The following is a 16,518-nucleotide window of genomic DNA, read 5'->3' as shown; positions in this document are numbered from 1 at the left end:
GCCCGCCCCTTGTGGCTCCGCCGCTTCCCGCTGCCCTTCTACGTCAAGACCGGGGGTCGGCGGAGTGCGTCCCGCCGGGCGCGGGGAGGGCAGCGCCCGGCGGGGGCCTCGGGCTACTCGCTGAGCAGCTGGTGGAGGAAGGCGGCGTTGGCCGCCAGGTCATGGCCGAGGACCACGGTGTGCTGGGGCAGCTTCTCCAGGTGGTAGGCCACGCTTTGTCGGGCGTCGCTGCTGCCGCTGCCGCCGGCCGGGGCGAGGCCGAGGATGTCGGCGTAGCGGTCCTCGGTCGCGCCGTGCATGAAGTCGGCGTCGCTGAGCGTGCGGCGGCAGCCTTCGACGGCTGGGGGGGCGTCCCGCCGGATCCGCGGGAAGAGCACGGCCTGGGCGAGGCCGCCGGTGGCCAGCTTGAGGCCGAACCAGTCGGCGAACTGGTCGGGGTAGACCTGCACCTTGCGTTCGCGCTTGCCGCCGGGTTCCCACAGCGGTTCGCGCCGCCCGGCCAGAACAGCGTCGGTGACGTCCGGGTGCTGGGTGGGGTGGAGGGCCTCGCCGGCCTCAAGGCGCTTGCGGGCGACGTCGTGCCAGCCCAGCGCGTCCAGCAGACCGAGGCCGATCGCGGCGGCCGACGGCCAGGGCAGTACGTGCAGTTGCCCGCCCTCGTCCGGTCGGACGAAGATCCGGTCGTTGGCCAGCAGCTGCCAGCCAAGGTTCGCCAGGGCGAGTGCGGTGGTGGTCTTGCCCGCACCCTTTTCGCCGAAGGTCAGCACGGTGCGGCAGTTGTTGTCGGTGACGGCGGAGGCGTGCAGCAGTGTCCAGCCGTCCCGCAGCAGCAGGCCGCGCATGGCGTCCCGGGCGATTCGTGCGGCGGCCAGCGCCACGGGCTCGCTCTCGGTGCCGATCACGGACAGGCGGCCGTTGGCTGGCTCGTGCCGGTAGGCGAGCTGCTGTGTGGAGCTGACCGCGGTGATCGTGCCCTCGGTGTCGCGGGCCACGAGTGTGGCGGCCTTGGCGTAGGTGGTCTCCTCGTGCGGGCACGTCTCCACCAGGGCCTGGAGTGTGGCGTACTGGTCGGCGTCGACGTCGGCGAAGACCACCGGGGTGGCGCACACGCTGGCGGGCAGCACCTCGAAGGCGTTCCACCACGGGCCGAAGTAGCGGCGCGCGTAGTCGGTGACCGCGGGGGTGTTGCTGACCATCGTGATGTTGACGTCCGCGGCATGCAGCCGCGTCGCGGTGACGGTGTTCATGAAGCCCTTTCGCTGTCGGGAGATTGAAGTTCGGGCAGGGACCGCACGGCCTGGTAGGCGGTGCGGAGCTTGGTGTCGGCTGCGGTGAACTGCCGCTGCTCGGCCGCGTCGAGGGAGGGCAGGCACGCTACGGGCTGGCCCTGGGTGAAGCGCAACGGAATTCCCAGCCAGCCGCCCCCATGCGGGGCGGACAGCTCCTCGATCCCGTCGTCCACCGCGAGCGACTTGCGCAGGGCGGAGAGCACGGCGCCGGCGGGCCCGGAACGGGTGCGGCCGATGCCCGCACTGATCCGTCCGGCCCTGGTGGCGAGCTCGTCCCGGAGCTGCTGCAGTGGCAGCGGGACCCGCTGGTCGTTGACGGTGGTGGCCGAGGCGCACACCACGGCGGCGTCCCCGTGCTCGCCGATCACGTGCCCTGCCACCGCGGCGGCTGGGACGTGCAGATGGCGGGCGAGGGCGGCCCGGTAGCGGGCGCTGTCCAGGTTCGAGCCGATGCCGAATACCCGGTCGCAGCCGGAGAGTTCGGCGAACAGCCTGCTCATCACGTCGACCGGGTTGGTCACCACCAGCACCGTGCCCGGATAGCCGTGCAGCGCGGCGGCCAGCTGGCCGATGGCGGGTGCGTTGGCGACCGCGCCTCCCATGCGGACGTCGGCCCTTCGGGGGTTGGTGAATGAGGCACGCACGGCGATGACCACTGCCTGGCAGTCGGCCAGGTCGGCCACGCGGCCGGCGTGGGGGTGCACAGGTGAGGCGGTGGCCTGCCGCATGTCGTCGATGTCCGCGGCCAGGGCGGCGGCCTGCTCCGGGGAGCGGCTGGCGATCAGCAGGCGGTGGCAGAAGCCGGTCGTGCACAGCGTGGTGGCCACGGCTTGGCCGATCGCGCCCGCTCCGACGATGCCGACCACGTCCACGGTGGGTGTGCGGGTCATCCGGCCACCGCCTTGGTCTCGCCCAGTGCGGTGTCCCACACGCGGTGCGCGTCCAACCCGCTGCCCAGAGCGGTGCTGATGCGGTCGGTCATGGTGCACACCGCCACCGCCCGCTCCACCAGGGGGCGCCCGCGCGGTGGCAGTGGCAGCGTGGCCGGGGCCGACAGGAAGGTGGTGAGGATGTTGACGGTGTCCATCAGCCACACGATCAGCAGCTCGCGCAGCCACGAGCGGGCCGCCTTGGGCGCCATCGCCCGCATCCGCTGCTCGGCGAACGCCCCGAGCCCGTCCGCGATCTGCTCGGCTGCCGTGGCGCCGGGGCGGGCGGAGGCGAGCAGGAGTACGGTGCGGCTGGTCAGCTTGGCGGCGTCCACCGAGGCCCTCGCCCTCAACAGGCTGGGATCGATGAGGACCGGCCGCCCGCCGGGCCCGTCGGGAAACACCAGGTGCTCGGGCTTGAGATCGCCGTATGTCAGCACGGCCTGGCCCGGCGCGAGCGCGGTCGGCCTCATCCGGTGCAGCCGGGCGACCACCGCTCGTAGCAGCGCGGCCACCTCGGCCTGCTCGGCCTCGGTGCACTGCTCGGCGCCCAGGCGGGTGAGGTAGGTCTGGCCGCTGATGCCGTTGAACTTCCGCTGGAACGTCGCCGCCACACTCCGCTCGGAGATCGTCCCGGCCGGGGCCAGCCGCTGGGCGGTCCGCGAGCGGTGCAGCCGGTGCAGGTCGGTGAAGACGGCCTCGAACAACCCGGCCGTGCTCGTCGGATCCCGTAACAGCAGGGCGGCCAGCGTCGGCCCGGGCACCGGCGCGGTGAACAGCACCCCGCGTGCAAGGCCGGCGACCTCGCACACCCGGGGCCTGCCCAGGTCGGCCAGCAGCCGCAGCTGCGCGGCCTCCCGCACCAGCAGCGCATCCGGCCGCTGGACATACACGGCCTGGGCGCGCTGCACCTCGGCCCAGTCACCGGCAACGCCATGCAGGATCGACACCAGCGACATCCCCAGGAAGGAGTGCTTGGCGTACAGCTCCCGGCCGCCCACCCGGATGCGGTGCACGTAGCCGGTGACGCTCGGGATGTGGGAGGACAGCTCCACGCGGGCGCCGGGCCACAGTTCGGCGGCGGCCGAGCGGATCTCGTCCTGGGCGAAGGCGAAGACCTCGGCCACGTCCGGCACCGGCCCTGGGGAGGTACGTGCTGCGGCTGTGCTCACGAATGACTCCTTCGCACTCGGCAGGCCGCGTCAGCGGCCTGCGGGCAGATGGTGTTCTGCGAAGCCGTCAGGGCCGCCCGCAGTGCGGCGGGCTGGGACCACTCCAGCGCGCACGGCGGCAGCGCGCGGCCGGTGCGGTGGGCCAGCGGCAGGAAGCCGACGGGCCGCGCACTCCAGACCAGCCGCAGCTGCTCGTGCCGCAGCGCGATGGCGAACGGCTCGCCGCGCTCCAGCGCGGCGGCGGTGGGATTCGAACCGAACAGCAGCCACTCGTGGACCGGCTCGGCCTCGGCCGCGTCGACCACGGAGACCAACATGCGCACGGCGATGCGGATCCAGCGCACCGCATCGCGGGCGGCATAGGCGTCGAAGGAACCGACCAGCACTGTGCTGTCCGATTCCGCCGAGGTCAGCAGGCACTCGCACCAGAACCCCGGCCGCGCGCCGGCGGTGGTCAGCGGCCCGCTGCCGCTGGCAGACGCTGTCATGCCACACACCCTGCGGGTGCGGGAAGCGACGCCCACACTGTCTTGCCGCCGCCCTCGCGATATCTCCAGCCCCACGCGGCGGCCAGGGCCTGCACCAGGAACAGGCCGCGGCCCTCCTCGACCTCCGCGCCGACCCGGCGCGGTACCGGCCGCTGCATGGAGCTGTCATCGACCTCCAGCAGCGCCTGGCCCTCCACCAGCTGCAACCGCACGGTGGCCTCACTGCCAGCGTGCTTGAGCGCGTTGGAGGCCAGCTCGGACGCCACGACCGCCATGTCGTCGGCGATGGCGCCTGCACCCCAGGACGTCAGCGTCGCCCGCACCGAGTGCCGTACCTCGGCGACCACCGCCCTGTCCGTAGCGATGCTTATCTCCAGGGCCCGGACCGTGGCGGAGGAGGAACCGGCCTGAGTCAGGCCCGGATCGGTATGGGTAGTCAGACGCATGACGCTGCATCACCTCGAGGCACGTCGGCGGGAACGGGCGACACCGCGAACCAAGTTCGCTAGTGAAGCAGAGCCTCAACTGTTGCGCCGTCGCAGCACGCAGGGCCATCCCGTCCAGCCGCCAACATGAGGCCGGGATCTCCCGGTTCAACCGGGAAAGAACGCACGCGTGTTGACGCGCCCCGCGCCGCGCTACCGTGCTGAACAAGGTGCGATCCACACACGGCCGAGAGGGGGCTGGGTGGCAGCAAGACCCCGGAGCCGCAGGCAGGAACAGGTGCAGTTCGCCACCGAGCTGCGGGCGGCCGGCAAGACCTGGCCCGAGGCGGCTGCCGCAGTCCGGCACCGCTACCGGGTCAACGCCCGCGTGGCGCCCCGGCTGGCCCGCGGCCTGAGCCAGCGCCAGGTCGCCGAGTTGTGGAACCAGCGGTGGCCGGACGACCCCAAGACCTTCAAGAACATCTCCACCTGGGAACTCTGGCCCGCCAGCACCGGGCACGCCCCCTCGCTCGACACCCTGGACCGGCTCGCCCAGCTCTACGAATGCTCCGTGGCCGACCTGCTCGCCGACCTCCCCAACCACGGCCACCCGCCGCCACACCCGCCACCGACCCCAGCAAGCCCCGGCCCCGCAGCTGGCGCCGACCTCTTGGACGGCCTGGCCGCCGAACCGCTCTTACTCACCCCGCAGCTGGCCGGCATCCTGGTCCACCGGCTGCACGACGTACGCTTCGAGGAACTGGCACAGGCACTGATCATGTGGGCACAGCAGGCCAATCCCGGGCTCAACCGCCGCGAACTGCTCCTGAAGATCAGCACCGCGCTCACCGTGGCTGCCGCGGCCCCGCTGCTGGACATCGCCGACGCCGACGAACGCGACCGCGTCGCCGCCGTTCTCGACGACCCCAGCCGCCTGGACCTGGCCACCATTACCCACGCCGAACGCGTCCTGCAGCACTACCGCCGCCAGGGCGACGTCCTCGGCCCGCAGATCGCCCTGCAGACCGCCCTCGCCCAACGCCAAGTCGTCGCGGACCTCGTGGCCAGCGCCCCTGAAGACCTCCGCCCCCGGGTGCTGACCGTGTACGCCGAGCTCAGCCAGATGGTCGGCTGGCAGCTGTACAACCTCGGCGACTACCGGGCCGCCCAGTACTACTACGACGACGCCCGCACCGCCGCCCACGACGCCGAGAACACCGAACTCGTCACCTACGTCCTGTGCACCATGAGCCAGCTCGCCACCTGGCAGAACAAACCCCGCGTCGGCATCGACCACGCCATCGCCGCCCAGGCCTGGGCCGCCCAGACCGAAAGCCCGGCCGCCCTCGGCTACGCCGCCGACGTCGCCGCTCGCGCCTTCGCCGCCGCCCAGCAGCCCGACAATGCCCACCGCGCCCTCGAACAGGAACACGCCGCCGTGCGCGACATGGCTGCCGGCACCCCACACGCCTCCTGGTGGTACTTCTACGACGAGTCCTTCTACTGGGGCACCAGCGCCGAATGCGCCCTCGTCCTGGGCACCCCCGAGAAGGCCCTGGCAGCCGCCCGCACCTCACTGCCCATGATCGACCCCACCAACGTGCACAACTACGCCCACACCCTCGCCCTGCAGAGCCAGGCCCACCTCCAGCAGGGCGACATCGCCGAGGCCAGCACCATCGTCGGCGACATCGCCCGCATCTCCGGCGTCAACCGCTCCCCGCGCATCACCCAGCGCATCGCCGACCTCCGCACCGCCCTCACCCCCTGGCAGCGCAGCGGGGCCGTCCGCACACTCGACGACCTGCTGACCCACTACCGGCTGACCGGCAGCTCCAGCACGAACAAGTCGTAGGCCGAGTAGTAGTCGCCCTCGTCCCCGGGAATCCGGCCCACCCGCCGCCACCCCCAAGACTCGTACACCGGCTGCGCCGCAGCGTCCGGGCCCGTCGCCAGCGTCGCCCGCTCCTCACCCCGCGCGCCCAGCGCCGCGTCATGCAGCGCCCGGCCCACCCCTCTGCCCTGCCAGGCCCGCCGCACCTCGATCTCCGACAGCACCCACGTCCGCGACCCGGTCTCCTCCAGGAACTCCGCCGTGGGCTCCGGCTGCACCCCGCCCCACCAGTGCGTATCCCCGGCCGGGAGCGTGTAGCCGAAGACAAACCCGACCAGTCGGCCTTCGTCCCGCGCCGTCACCCGTGCGAAACCAGGCCGTGTGAATTGCTTCTCCGCCCTGCGGCGAAACGCGGCCGTCTTCTCGTCACTCGGCTCCACCCCGTACGCGTCCGCATACACGTCACACAACTCCTCCAACAGCGCGGCGGCTTGCTCACCGTCGTGATGCGTCAGAGACACGTCGTTGATCGTCATGACGGTCAGGCTAGGGGCTTGCAATTGAAGGTGACCAGGCATGGAAGGTCCTGGCCTGGTCGGGGTCCAGAGGAGCGATGTCCGGCGGCCGTCCTCATTATTTCGCAGGGCGCTGGCCGACACGCACAGTGCGCCCGTCTGGATCCCGCACCTCAAACGTTGCGGATACACCGCTCGTCACGGTGCTCTCGATGCCAAGGCGGCGTGTGGCCTCGGCAAGGTCATCGACGGTGATGTGCACGATGACGGACGCTGCATCGATCAACGTGCCCGTTGCAGATTGACGAAGAAGCAGCCCAGGGCTGATCTCGACGGTGCCAGCACGCACCGGAATATCGCGGCCGGTGAGTTGAGCGTAGAAGGCTGCGGAGCGGGCGAGGCTCAAGGTGGCGAGGACAGCGTCGGTTTCGGGCTGGGTGGAGTGCCTTGCCACCGAGTGGGGCGCCATTGGTGTGTGTGTTGCGCTGCGGCTGCTCGTTCCGACTGGTTCACTCGCGCCGTTGGACTGTCCGGACGTGGGCTGTCGCTGTCGGGATGAGTGCTCACGGCTTGTCTCGCCGGACCTGGTTGTCGGGTCTGTGGGCAGGTCAATAAACGCGGTTTGGCCATCGTCAAGGAAAAGCCGTGCGCGCAGTACGCGACCGTCATGAAGAACGGCAAAGTCGTCGACGTGGCACTGGCGCCCATCGGGGAACTCGCTGTGGAAAGCACGGCGGGGAAGCAGCGCGTCGTTTAGCGCCCTGCGTAGCGCCATCGGACGACGGGTTGGCCACTTTGGCGGGTCGGCGGCGTGGGCGGCGCTGCGATCGGCCAACCTCGCGATGTAGTTGGCATCTTGCACCTCGGCAGCTAGGTTCCCCAGCCAATTTGTGTCGTGCAGTGCACCGAGTATCGCAGCGGTGAGTGAGGCCAAAGTGTCGGTGTCGCCCTTACGCAGGAATGCTGCGGTGAGCAGACCTCCTTGTGGGCGGGCGGCAAATCGGCTCGCGAGGTAGATGGCTGCAGCCGCGCTCACAGTTCCAGCACCGTTGATCTTCGGATCGGTGCATCCGAGCCGTTCCAGCGTGATCTCAGGGTTGCTCATGGCGCCGCGATGCAACGAGTCCGCAATGAGCTCCAGGAGTTGCGATGTCTCCTTATTAGTGTCCTGCCAGGTGACCGCGAACCGTTCGAGGTCGTGGGCGGTGCCCCAGCCGGTGGGCAATACCCGGAGGACTCGCTCGACGTCAACGAGGCCGGCAGCGGCAGCCTCGACGCTGTCGCCGAAGCCGTGTGTCGTTTGCGAGGAGGCGGCGTCGCGGAGTGCGAAAGCGTAGACCAGTGCGCCGACCAATGCGCGGGGATGGCCATGGGTTGTGATGCCGTCGAGTACGATGCGTCGGATCAGGTCGTCGGAAGTCTCGGCCCACAACACGTGGGGGGCGATACGCATCGCGACGCCATTGGCGCCAGCATTGCGGTAGCGCTTCTCGACGGCCTGCGCCCGTGATGGCCCATCGTTGCGCCATGGCGGACGTCCGTCGGCCCAGGACGCGGCTGCGGCTAGGACTGCTCCACCGCCGCCCCGCTGATACGACGGCCAGGTAGGGAGCTCTACCTCAGTGAGCCGCTCCCACCAACGCTCACCGGCCAGGCATGACCTGGCCACGGCAAGCAACAGTTGGGTGTCATCGCTGTATTCGCCAGCGTGGACAGGGTCGCGATAGCGCTTGGAGTAGTGGCCGGCGTATCGAGTCCAGTTCTGAAACTCGGGCCGTGGGGTAGCGCGGTCGCGTTCTTTCTGCCCGCCAACAAGACCGCCGCGGACCTCTTGCGGCCATCCCAGCGCGTCCCCGACTGCCGCGCCCAGGAAAATACCTCGCGCGGTCTTCGCCATGGTGTTGCTGGTACTGGTCATGATGTTGCCCTTGGTGAGGCCACCATTGACCAGGTGGCCTCAGGGAAGTAGCGGCTGTTCTGGACGGCGGCTGTGATGGTCCACTTATCGAACATACCCGGCGAAATCACCCATCGGACGCCATTGGGTGGGAGTGTGCCGAATCGGTCCAGCCGCCCATACTCCTCCGACGCTGCGGCTTCGGTAGGGAACACGATCGCATGGATCGCTGACACCGGCACCGGGGCGGTCACCAGTACCTCGGCTTGGATGTCGGTAGGGCTGCCAGGGTCGTGGCGCGGCCCACGGGTGCGGGTCTGTCCCCCTTGGCCCTGAACCGACGGAGCATAGCAAGCCCTGAAACCGGCCACACCGGGGGCGGCGAGGCCACTTCCTGCGGCAGCGTTCCGCGGGCAGAACAGTGCTCCCTCCGTCGCGGCGACGGCCTTGTCCAGCAGGAGGCACACCCAGTCCGGATAGTTGACGACATGGGCTTTGCGTCGGGCGATGTCGAAGTAAAAGCCGTTCGGATACTGCAAACTGCAGCAAACTCTGTCCGGGTAACCATCCAGACGCTGGAGATCAGTTACCCGGTAGCAAGCGCGCACATCCTCGGACAGGTCCTTGACGCTGCGTAGCTGGCCGTCGGCGAAAATGCTGGGCAGATTCAACGAAGGGGTAAAGTGCGTCAGCCGGGTCAGCGGCATAGAGGCCAGTGCGGCGGCGACCTCGACGTTGACTTGGCCAGTCATGTTGTCACCTGGTAGAGACCGGAGTCTGGAGCTGGTAGCAACGGGGTCGGGTCGCCGGTGTGGGTGATGATGAGCTCATCGCGAGCACGAGTCACGCCGACGTAGAGCAGGCGACTCTCACGGCTGGCGGCTTCGTCGTACCCGAAAGCGGTCACCGTGTCGCTGTCAGGGGAACGAGCAGCTCCGCAGAAGGGCAGGAACACGACATCAAATTCGAGTCCCTTGGCGGAGTGGTACGTACCCGCGTACACGCCGGCTTCGATTTCCCACCGCTGCAGCTGATCATGCAGCATCCGGACGCCCGCCACGCCCTGGACGGCCAGTCGTGCTTCTGCACGGGTGCGAGCGAGCACGCCTACGCGTGCGACTTTCGCGAAGGCCGCGACGCTGGTCGCGACTGCGGCTGCCTCGGCCTCGGTTGACGGGTAGCTGACAAGAGTGGGCTTTGCGCCGGCCGCGCGTTGTGGTGCCCGGGGTTCTACCAGGTCAGCAGAGTCGCGGAAGTGGGGCATCTGAGCCATGGCGATCGCAAGGCGAGCAATCTCAGGGCTGTTGCGATAGTTGTCGAGGAACACCTCGGTTTTGGCAACCTTCAGGCCACAGGAACGCCACGACACCCGCTGTCCGTAGATCTGTTGGGCGTAATCCGCGAAGAGCGTCAGACTGCCGTCTGCAGGGATGGCTTCTGCCAGTGAGCGGATCGACTCCGGGGAGAGGTCTTGTGCCTCATCGACCACAATGTGCTTGTACCGGCGGGCAACCGTGTCAGCGGCCAACGAGGTGCGCACCGAGGCTGGCAGCGAGGCCCAGTCGTACGGGTAGCCGCCCGCTGTGCGGGCGGCTAGGTAGTTCTTACGAATATCCCAGACCGCTCGTCGTTGACCTGGCTGCAGCGCGGCCATCCGACCGACCCGGTCGACCGCGAGGTAGGCCTCGACCGTGCCGAGCCCGTTACCGTCGATCCATTCGAGCTCGTCCAAGAAGAAGTCCGTTGCTCGGTCGAAGAACGAGTTCGGCTTGTAGGACGCCGCGGTCTCCTTGACGGCCTGCTCTACGAAAACCTTGCGCTGGTCCGGGCCGGCGATCTGGTTGTAGCCCATCCGACCCTGTGCGGCCAGGTATCCGCGGGCAAAGGTGCCGTAAGTCTCGATCGTGACCCTCGGCAACTTGTTAGCGAGATGCCGCAGGTATGTGACCAGTGACTTGTTGTACGTGAGCAGCAGCGTGGGCCCGTTGTTTCGAGTACGAGCGTCGGCTAGATGTGCTGCACGATGGATGGCCATCACAGTCTTGCCGGTGCCAGCGGTTCCTAGGACGACCTGATGGCCGTGCGCGGCCAAGTAGACGACGTCGCGCTGATGACCTTGAGGTATTGGCAGGCCCAAGATTCGTCTCCCTGTAGATCACCGGCGGTTGGGAGGGCCACTGGCATGGCACCGCCGAGAGGAGCGGAATCCTATCGGATTATCGGAAGCCTGTCCTCTCGGGTGTATTCGTCCCTGCTGTGATCGCTCGGTGACGATCCGACGGTCCGTAGTAACGACGGGTTGTATGGGCTGCGGCCCGCTTACCTAGTGGAGACCGCGATCTGCCAGGCGCTCACCGACTTCGTCGACCGGTAGAGCCTTGAGATCGCCACGTACGACCCCACATCTGCCGCCCAGGCTTTGGAAGCATCTTCGCCTACGGCTTCGCTCACAAGATCATCAAGGCCCTCGGTCGCTGAGATGAGGACGGAGGCATCTGTTACACGTGCGACGACGGGAGGGTCGAGGCTCGGGTGCCAGCCTAGAGGGGTTGAGTCAATCCCTGGAGAAGTCACACAGGGTGACATTCGAAGAGATCAAGAACGAGAGAGCGCCGTGCAAGAGGTGGTACGGGGCTTCCTGCGCGGGGGTTGGGTTGAGGTCTCGGAGCGGACAACGGACAGGAGTGAAGCACCCCGATAAGCTCGCGGCCAACCCCTGCCCCTGCGGCCGCTTCTCCCGTACCGACGACCTGTGCGAGTGCCCGCCCGCCGCGATCCGCCGCTACCAGGCCCGTCTGTCCGGACCGCTCCTCGACCGGGTCGACCTGCGCGTCGAGGTCGACCGGGTCACCCGCGCCGAACTCACCGAACGCGGCGCCCGCGGCGAGTCCACGGCGACCGTGGCCGCCCGGGTGCTGCAGGCCAGGGAACGCGCAGCCGCCCGCCTGGCCGACACCCCGTGGCGGACCAACAGCGAGATTCCCGGCCGGGAGCTGCGCAGCCGCTGGTACGCCGCGCCGGGTGCGATGGACGAGGCCGAGCGCCATCTGGAGCGGGGTGTGCTGACCGCCCGGGGCCTGGACCGGGTGCTGCGGGTCGCCTGGACCGTCGCCGACCTCCTCGGCCACGACCGCCCCGACGCGACGGACGTCGCCCTGGCGCTGCAACTGCGGACCGGGGTCCCCCGCGGGGTGCCCATGGCGATCGGGGCGTTGACGTGCCGGTATTCCGGGGTGCTCCGGGGCGCGTCCACAGCGATGGGAGCGTCGACGTGAGCCCCGGCGCCGAGCTGTACGACCGGGTCTTCCTCGCGCGTGTCCTCGAACCCGGGGACGAGGCGGCCGGGCGCTGGCTGCGGGAGGCCGGGGTGCGGGAGGTCGCCGGGCGGCTGCGCGGGAAGGGGCGCCGGTTCGAGGGCATCAGCGAGCGGCGCTGGGCCGGGCTGCTGGCCCGGGCGGAGCGGGCCGATCCGGAGCGGGACCTGGCGGTCGCCCGCGAGACGGGGGTGCGGTATGTGTGCCCGGGGGACGGGGAGTGGCCCCGGCAGCTCGACGACCTCGGGGACGCCCGGCCGCTGGGGCTGTGGGTGCGCGGAAGCCCGAACCTGCGGATGTGGGCCCTCAGGTCCGTCGGGGTCGTGGGAGCGCGGGCCTGCACGGAGTACGGGGCGCACACGGCGGCCACGGTCGCGGCGGGGCTCGCCGAGCGGGGCTGGGTGGTGGTCTCCGGGGGCGCCTACGGCATCGACGGCGCCGCCCACCGGGGCGCCCTCGCCGCCGGCGGGGCCACCGTCGCCGTGCTGGCCTGCGGGGTCGACCGGCCGTACCCGCGCGGGCACACCCAGCTGATCACCCGGATCGCGGAACAGGGGCTGGTCATCGGGGAGTTGCCGCCCGGTGACCACCCCACCCCGAGCAGATTCATCGTCCGCAACCGGGTGATCGCCGCCCTGACCAGGGGGACCGTCGTGGTCGAGGCCGCGCACCGCAGCGGCTCGCTGGCCACGGCACGGGCGGCGCAGCGGCTGGGGCGGCACACGATAGGCGTCCCCGGACCGGTGACCAGCGGGCTGTCCGCCGGGGTGCACGAGCTGCTGCGCGGGGACGCCGTGCTGGTCACGGACGCCGCCGAGGTCGTCGAACTCGTCGGGGACATGGGGGAGCTGGCGCCCGACCGGCGCGGACCCGTCCTGCCCCGGGACCTGTTGGCGGCGGGCACCCGCCGGGTGCTGAACGCACTGCCCGCACGGGGTGCGGCCCCGCCCGACGAGATCGCCCGCGGGGCGCAGACCACCCATGACGACGCCGTCGCCCGGCTGTACGAACTCCGAGCACTTGGTTACGTCGAACGACACGGCGACGGCTGGAAGTTGACACGCCAGGCGGTGATGCCACTCCGTGACGATCGCGGCCGATGCTGACCGAGCGTGTTCGGCCGTCCGGGGGAACCGCGATGCCCTTGGGAATTCCCGGAGTTGATACCCCGGGCCGATCACGCAGAGCGATCGGGCTGCCTCGGGGGGACGCCCAGCGGAACGTATCTGCGCATGCTCCGCGCCCCGTCCTTCGCACACCGCGACACTCCAGTCACGCTACGCTCACGGGGATTCCGGTGCAGACCGGCACCACGGCACCAGACCCGTACCAGACCGACAGCTCACCCAGGCACCCGCACTTCACGGCAGAACGGCACAAGGCGACGAATGCCCCAGCACACCTCCGGGTCCGACCGGGCGGCGATCCCCCCAGCCGCCCGCGACGGTGGCAGCGTGCGGCCGCCCGCTCCCTCGACGCTCGACGAGTTGTGGCGGTCGTACAAGGCGACGGGGGACGAGCGACTGCGCGAGCAGCTGATCCTGCACTACTCGCCGCTCGTGAAATACGTGGCGGGACGGGTGAGCGTCGGCCTGCCGCCCAATGTGGAGCAGGCCGACTTCGTCTCCTCGGGAGTCTTCGGGCTGATCGACGCCATCGAGAAGTTCGACATCGACCGGGAGATCAAGTTCGAGACGTACGCGATCACCCGGATCCGCGGCGCGATGATCGACGAACTGCGCGCCCTGGACTGGATCCCGCGCTCGGTGCGGACCAAGGCCCGGAACGTGGAGCGGGCGTACGCGACGCTGGAGGCACGCCTCAGGCGCACCCCGACCGAAGTGGAGGTCGCCGCCGAGATGGGGATCGCGGTGGACGAACTCCACTCGGTCTTCAGTCAGTTGTCGCTGGCCAACGTGGTGGCGCTGGAGGAGCTGCTCCATGTGGGCGGCGAGAGCGGCGACGGGCTCAGCGTCATGGACACGCTGGAGGACACCGCCGCGGACAACCCCGTCGAGGTGGCCGAGGACCGGGAGCTGCGCCGCTTCCTCGCCCGGGCGATCAACACCCTCCCCGAGCGCGAGAAGACCGTCGTCACGCTCTACTACTACGAAGGGCTCACCCTCGCCGAGATCGGCAATGTGCTGGGCGTAACCGAGAGCCGGGTCAGCCAGATCCACACCAAGTCGGTCCTGCAGCTACGGGCGAAGCTGGCCAGTTTCGGCCGTTGACCGGGCGGCGGACCTTCGGGAGCTACTCCCGTACCGGGCGGTGCGTCCGTAAAGTGGACGACGTGCCAAGGATTCGAGCGGCCTCCGTGGCCGAGCACAGGTCGATGCAGCGAGCCGCCCTGCTGGACGCGGCTCGTTCCCTGCTTTCCGAGGGCGGTACGGAGGCGCTGACGTTCCCGGCGCTGGCCGAGCGGACGGGCCTCGCGCGGTCGTCCGTGTACGAGTACTTCCGGTCACGGGCCGCCGTGGTCGAGGAGCTGTGCGCGGTCGACTTCCCGGTCTGGGCGGCCGAGGTCGAGGCGGCGATGGCCGCGGCGGACGGTGCCGAGGCCAAGATCGAGGCGTATGTGCGCACCCAGCTCGCGCTGGTCGGGGACCGGCGGCACCGGGCCGTGGTCGCGATCTCCGCGAGCGAGCTGGACGCCGGCGCCCGGGAGAAGATCCGCGCCGCGCACGGCGGGCTCGTCACGATGATCGCCGAGGCCCTGCGGGAGATGGGCCACGCCGAGCCCCGGCTGGCGGCGATGCTGCTCCAGGGCGTGGTGGACGCGGCGGTGCGCCGGATCGAGCTGGGTGCGGCGGAGGAGCCGGAGGCCATCACGGAGGCGGCGGTGGCCATGGCACTGCGGGGAGTGCGGGGCTGAGTCCAGCTCGGCCCGAGCTCCTACGGCAGGGGCACCCCCAGCACCGGCAGCAGTCTCGACGGGCCTGGGTTCAGCAGGGTCAGCGGGTCCAGGTAGGTCTTCCCGCGCCGCAGCCCCCAGTGCAGGCAGGACACCGCGCAGTGCGGCGGCCCGGCGCCGACCGTGCCGATCACCTCGCCGGCCCCGACCTCCGCCCCCTTCTCCACCTGCGGATCGACCGGCGCGTAGGTCGTTCGCAGCGGCGGAGTGCCCGTCCCCGGGTGCTCCACGGAGACCACGCCCCTCCCCGCCACCCGCCCCGCGAAGAAGACCCGGCCCGCCCGCGTCGCCCGTACGGGCGTGCCGGCCGGGGCCGCGAGATCCACACCCCGGTGGCCCCGGGCGTACGGCGTCGGCGGGGGTTCGAAGCCGCGCAGCACCGTGGGGCCGGGGACCGGCCAGGGGGCGGCGGACACCGCCGCCGTGGGGGACAGGGGCACCTCGGCGCCCGTGCCGAACAAGGCCGCCAGGATCAGTAACAGCAGGACCGCGCATCGTTTCGCTCGCATCCGCCCAGGCTCCCCGCGCCCCGCCGATCATGGCGCGATCTGTGGACGACCGGCGGCTTGTGGACAGCGGCGTCACCCGGGGCCTCCCCGGTCCCGTACACTTCTCATGGCGATCCGGGTCACCGGGTCGACTTCGCACGCCCCGACTCGGGTCGACAAAACGACCTGAGTCCGCGCTCCTCGGTCCTTCGTGGCACGGCGCATTCGGGGCGTCAGGCGCGGGAGCCGTCCGGCACCCGCGGCACAACCGAGAAATTCAAGGAGATACGGCCATGGCCGTCGTCACGATGCGGGAGCTGCTGGAGAGCGGCGTCCACTTCGGTCACCAGACCCGTCGTTGGAACCCGAAGATGAAGCGCTTCATCTTCACCGAGCGCAACGGCATCTACATCATCGACCTGCTCCAGTCGCTGTCGTACATCGACCGCGCCTACGAGTTCGTCAAGGAGACCGTGGCCCACGGCGGCACGGTCATGTTCGTCGGTACGAAGAAGCAGGCGCAGGAGGCCATCGCCGAGCAGGCCACCCGCGTCGGCATGCCCTACGTCAACCAGCGCTGGCTGGGCGGCATGCTCACCAACTTCTCGACCGTCTACAAGCGTCTGCAGCGCCTGAAGGAGCTTGAGCAGATCGACTTCGAGGACGTCGCGGCCTCCGGTCTGACCAAGAAGGAGCTCCTGGTCCTCTCCCGCGAGAAGGCCAAGCTGGAGAAGACCCTCGGCGGTATCCGCGAGATGCAGAAGGTGCCCAGCGCCGTCTGGATCGTGGACACCAAGAAGGAGCACATCGCCGTTGGTGAGGCCCGGAAGCTGAACATCCCGGTCGTCGCGATCCTCGACACCAACTGCGACCCCGACGAGGTCGACTACAAGATCCCGGGCAACGACGACGCGATCCGCTCCGTCACCCTGCTCACCCGTGTGATCGCCGACGCCGTCGCCGAGGGCCTCATCGCCCGCTCCGGCGTCGCCACCGGCGAGAAGGGCGAGAAGGCCGCGGGCGAGCCGCTCGCCGAGTGGGAGCGCGACCTGCTTGAGGGCGAGAAGAAGGCCGACGAGGCCCCCGCCGCCGAGCAGGCCCCGGCCGCCGAGGCGCCCGCCGCCGAGGCCCCCGCGGCCGAGGCTCCGGCCACCGACGCCTGATCAGTCAGCGTTGACGGCGGGGGCGGCGACATCCTGAACGCCCCCGCCGTTCACCCGTAGGTCCGAGAACCGCATCTACGTGTGGGGCTC

15 protein-coding genes and 1 pseudogene are annotated in these 16,518 nt (G+C 70.0%); 6 read left to right on the top strand and 10 right to left on the bottom strand.

The annotated features are described in order from the left end of the window. Positions 1-113 precede the first annotated feature (113 nt). The 5 genes from GA0115233_RS06415 to GA0115233_RS06395 are packed head-to-tail and all read right to left on the bottom strand — an operon-like array spanning position 114 to position 4,324. Entirely contained in the window at positions 114-1,247 is a 1,134-nt protein-coding gene (locus GA0115233_RS06415; RefSeq protein ID WP_093719099.1) for a hypothetical protein, read from the bottom strand. After that, complete coding sequence (locus GA0115233_RS06410; RefSeq protein WP_093719098.1) at positions 1,244-2,179, bottom strand: lactate/malate family dehydrogenase; 936 nt, start codon at positions 2,177-2,179, stop codon at positions 1,244-1,246. The genes GA0115233_RS06415 and GA0115233_RS06410 overlap by 4 nt, the downstream gene beginning before the upstream one ends. Next, positions 2,176-3,390 carry a phosphotransferase gene (locus GA0115233_RS06405; protein ID WP_093719097.1) on the bottom strand — a complete coding sequence of 405 codons (1,215 nt, stop codon included), beginning with the start codon at positions 3,388-3,390 and terminating at the stop codon, positions 2,176-2,178. The genes GA0115233_RS06410 and GA0115233_RS06405 overlap by 4 nt, the downstream gene beginning before the upstream one ends. Beyond that, positions 3,387-3,878, bottom strand: a complete 492-nt coding sequence (locus GA0115233_RS06400) for a hypothetical protein (RefSeq protein WP_141689480.1) — start codon at positions 3,876-3,878, stop codon at positions 3,387-3,389. Before GA0115233_RS06400 ends, GA0115233_RS06405 begins: the two co-directional genes overlap by 4 nt. Beyond that, positions 3,875-4,324 (bottom strand): ATP-binding protein, encoded by a 450-nt coding sequence (locus tag GA0115233_RS06395; protein WP_093719095.1) that lies wholly within the window; start codon positions 4,322-4,324, stop codon positions 3,875-3,877. Before GA0115233_RS06395 ends, GA0115233_RS06400 begins: the two co-directional genes overlap by 4 nt. 241 nt (positions 4,325-4,565) lie before the next feature. On the opposite strand from GA0115233_RS06395, the gene GA0115233_RS06390 reads away from it, so the two are divergent. Continuing rightward, entirely contained in the window at positions 4,566-6,158 is a 1,593-nt protein-coding gene (locus tag GA0115233_RS06390; protein ID WP_141689479.1) for a helix-turn-helix domain-containing protein, read from the top strand. Here GA0115233_RS06390 and GA0115233_RS06385 read toward each other — a convergent pair. The 4 genes from GA0115233_RS06385 to GA0115233_RS06370 form a co-directional block, all read right to left on the bottom strand. Next, on the bottom strand, positions 6,119-6,673 hold the full coding sequence (locus GA0115233_RS06385; RefSeq protein WP_093719132.1) for a GNAT family N-acetyltransferase: 555 nt from the start codon (positions 6,671-6,673) through the stop codon (positions 6,119-6,121). The two genes, GA0115233_RS06390 and GA0115233_RS06385, sit on opposite strands and share 40 nt — an antisense overlap. Positions 6,674-6,770: 97 nt before the next feature. Continuing rightward, positions 6,771-8,570 (bottom strand): ADP-ribosylglycohydrolase family protein, encoded by a 1,800-nt coding sequence (locus GA0115233_RS06380; RefSeq protein WP_093719093.1) that lies wholly within the window; start codon positions 8,568-8,570, stop codon positions 6,771-6,773. Next, on the bottom strand, positions 8,567-9,301 hold the full coding sequence (locus GA0115233_RS06375; protein WP_093719092.1) for a DarT ssDNA thymidine ADP-ribosyltransferase family protein: 735 nt from the start codon (positions 9,299-9,301) through the stop codon (positions 8,567-8,569). Before GA0115233_RS06375 ends, GA0115233_RS06380 begins: the two co-directional genes overlap by 4 nt. Next, a complete protein-coding gene (locus GA0115233_RS06370) occupies positions 9,298-10,686 on the bottom strand; it encodes a 3'-5' exonuclease (protein ID WP_093719091.1) in 1,389 nt (462 codons plus the stop codon). The genes GA0115233_RS06375 and GA0115233_RS06370 overlap by 4 nt, the downstream gene beginning before the upstream one ends. A gap of 565 nt (positions 10,687-11,251) precedes the next feature. On the opposite strand from GA0115233_RS06370, the pseudogene GA0115233_RS06365 reads away from it, so the two are divergent. From GA0115233_RS06365 to GA0115233_RS06350, 4 genes and pseudogenes are all read left to right on the top strand, one after another. Next, positions 11,252-11,824 (top strand): annotated as a pseudogene (locus GA0115233_RS06365) (ATP-binding protein); the annotation flags it as partial. Then, entirely contained in the window at positions 11,821-12,969 is a 1,149-nt protein-coding gene (gene dprA / locus GA0115233_RS06360) for a DNA-processing protein DprA (RefSeq protein ID WP_176711656.1), read from the top strand. The pseudogene GA0115233_RS06365 and the gene dprA, both read left to right, overlap by 4 nt. A 282-nt stretch (positions 12,970-13,251) precedes the next feature. Next, positions 13,252-14,094 (top strand): RNA polymerase sigma factor WhiG, encoded by an 843-nt coding sequence (gene whiG, locus GA0115233_RS06355; protein WP_093719089.1) that lies wholly within the window; start codon positions 13,252-13,254, stop codon positions 14,092-14,094. Between the two features lie 86 nt (positions 14,095-14,180). Further along, positions 14,181-14,738 carry a TetR/AcrR family transcriptional regulator gene (locus GA0115233_RS06350; protein WP_093719088.1) on the top strand — a complete coding sequence of 186 codons (558 nt, stop codon included), beginning with the start codon at positions 14,181-14,183 and terminating at the stop codon, positions 14,736-14,738. 20 nt (positions 14,739-14,758) lie between these two features. Here the strand turns inward: GA0115233_RS06350 and GA0115233_RS06345 are convergent, their stop codons facing one another. After that, on the bottom strand, positions 14,759-15,286 hold the full coding sequence (locus GA0115233_RS06345) for a M23 family metallopeptidase (RefSeq protein ID WP_093719087.1): 528 nt from the start codon (positions 15,284-15,286) through the stop codon (positions 14,759-14,761). A 272-nt stretch (positions 15,287-15,558) separates the two neighbouring features. On the opposite strand from GA0115233_RS06345, the gene rpsB reads away from it, so the two are divergent. Then, positions 15,559-16,428, top strand: a complete 870-nt coding sequence (gene rpsB, locus GA0115233_RS06340; protein WP_093719086.1) for a 30S ribosomal protein S2 — start codon at positions 15,559-15,561, stop codon at positions 16,426-16,428. Positions 16,429-16,518: the final 90 nt, after the last annotated feature.

The sequence above is a fragment of the Streptomyces sp. DI166 genome (genome assembly GCF_900091315.1).
In the GTDB taxonomy this organism is placed as follows: domain Bacteria; phylum Actinomycetota; class Actinomycetes; order Streptomycetales; family Streptomycetaceae; genus Streptomyces; species Streptomyces fuscus.
The sequence above is the reverse complement of the archived record's forward strand: the minus strand, read 5'-3'. Positions and strand labels throughout refer to the sequence as shown.

Bases quoted from the DNA above. Each gene is read 5' to 3' on its own strand.
- GA0115233_RS06415 (WP_093719099.1), bottom strand. From the start codon at position 1,247: ATGAACACCGTCACCGCGACGCGGCTGCATGCCGCGGACGTCAACATC.
- GA0115233_RS06410 (WP_093719098.1), bottom strand. From the start codon at position 2,179: ATGACCCGCACACCCACCGTGGACGTGGTCGGCATCGTCGGAGCGGGC.
- GA0115233_RS06400 (WP_141689480.1), bottom strand. From the start codon at position 3,878: ATGACAGCGTCTGCCAGCGGCAGCGGGCCGCTGACCACCGCCGGCGCG.
- GA0115233_RS06395 (WP_093719095.1), bottom strand. From the start codon at position 4,324: ATGCGTCTGACTACCCATACCGATCCGGGCCTGACTCAGGCCGGTTCC.
- GA0115233_RS06385 (WP_093719132.1), bottom strand. From the start codon at position 6,673: ATGACGATCAACGACGTGTCTCTGACGCATCACGACGGTGAGCAAGCC.
- GA0115233_RS06380 (WP_093719093.1), bottom strand. From the start codon at position 8,570: ATGACCAGTACCAGCAACACCATGGCGAAGACCGCGCGAGGTATTTTC.
- GA0115233_RS06375 (WP_093719092.1), bottom strand. From the start codon at position 9,301: ATGACTGGCCAAGTCAACGTCGAGGTCGCCGCCGCACTGGCCTCTATG.
- whiG (WP_093719089.1), top strand. From the start codon at position 13,252: ATGCCCCAGCACACCTCCGGGTCCGACCGGGCGGCGATCCCCCCAGCC.
- GA0115233_RS06345 (WP_093719087.1), bottom strand. From the start codon at position 15,286: ATGCGAGCGAAACGATGCGCGGTCCTGCTGTTACTGATCCTGGCGGCC.
- rpsB (WP_093719086.1), top strand. From the start codon at position 15,559: ATGGCCGTCGTCACGATGCGGGAGCTGCTGGAGAGCGGCGTCCACTTC.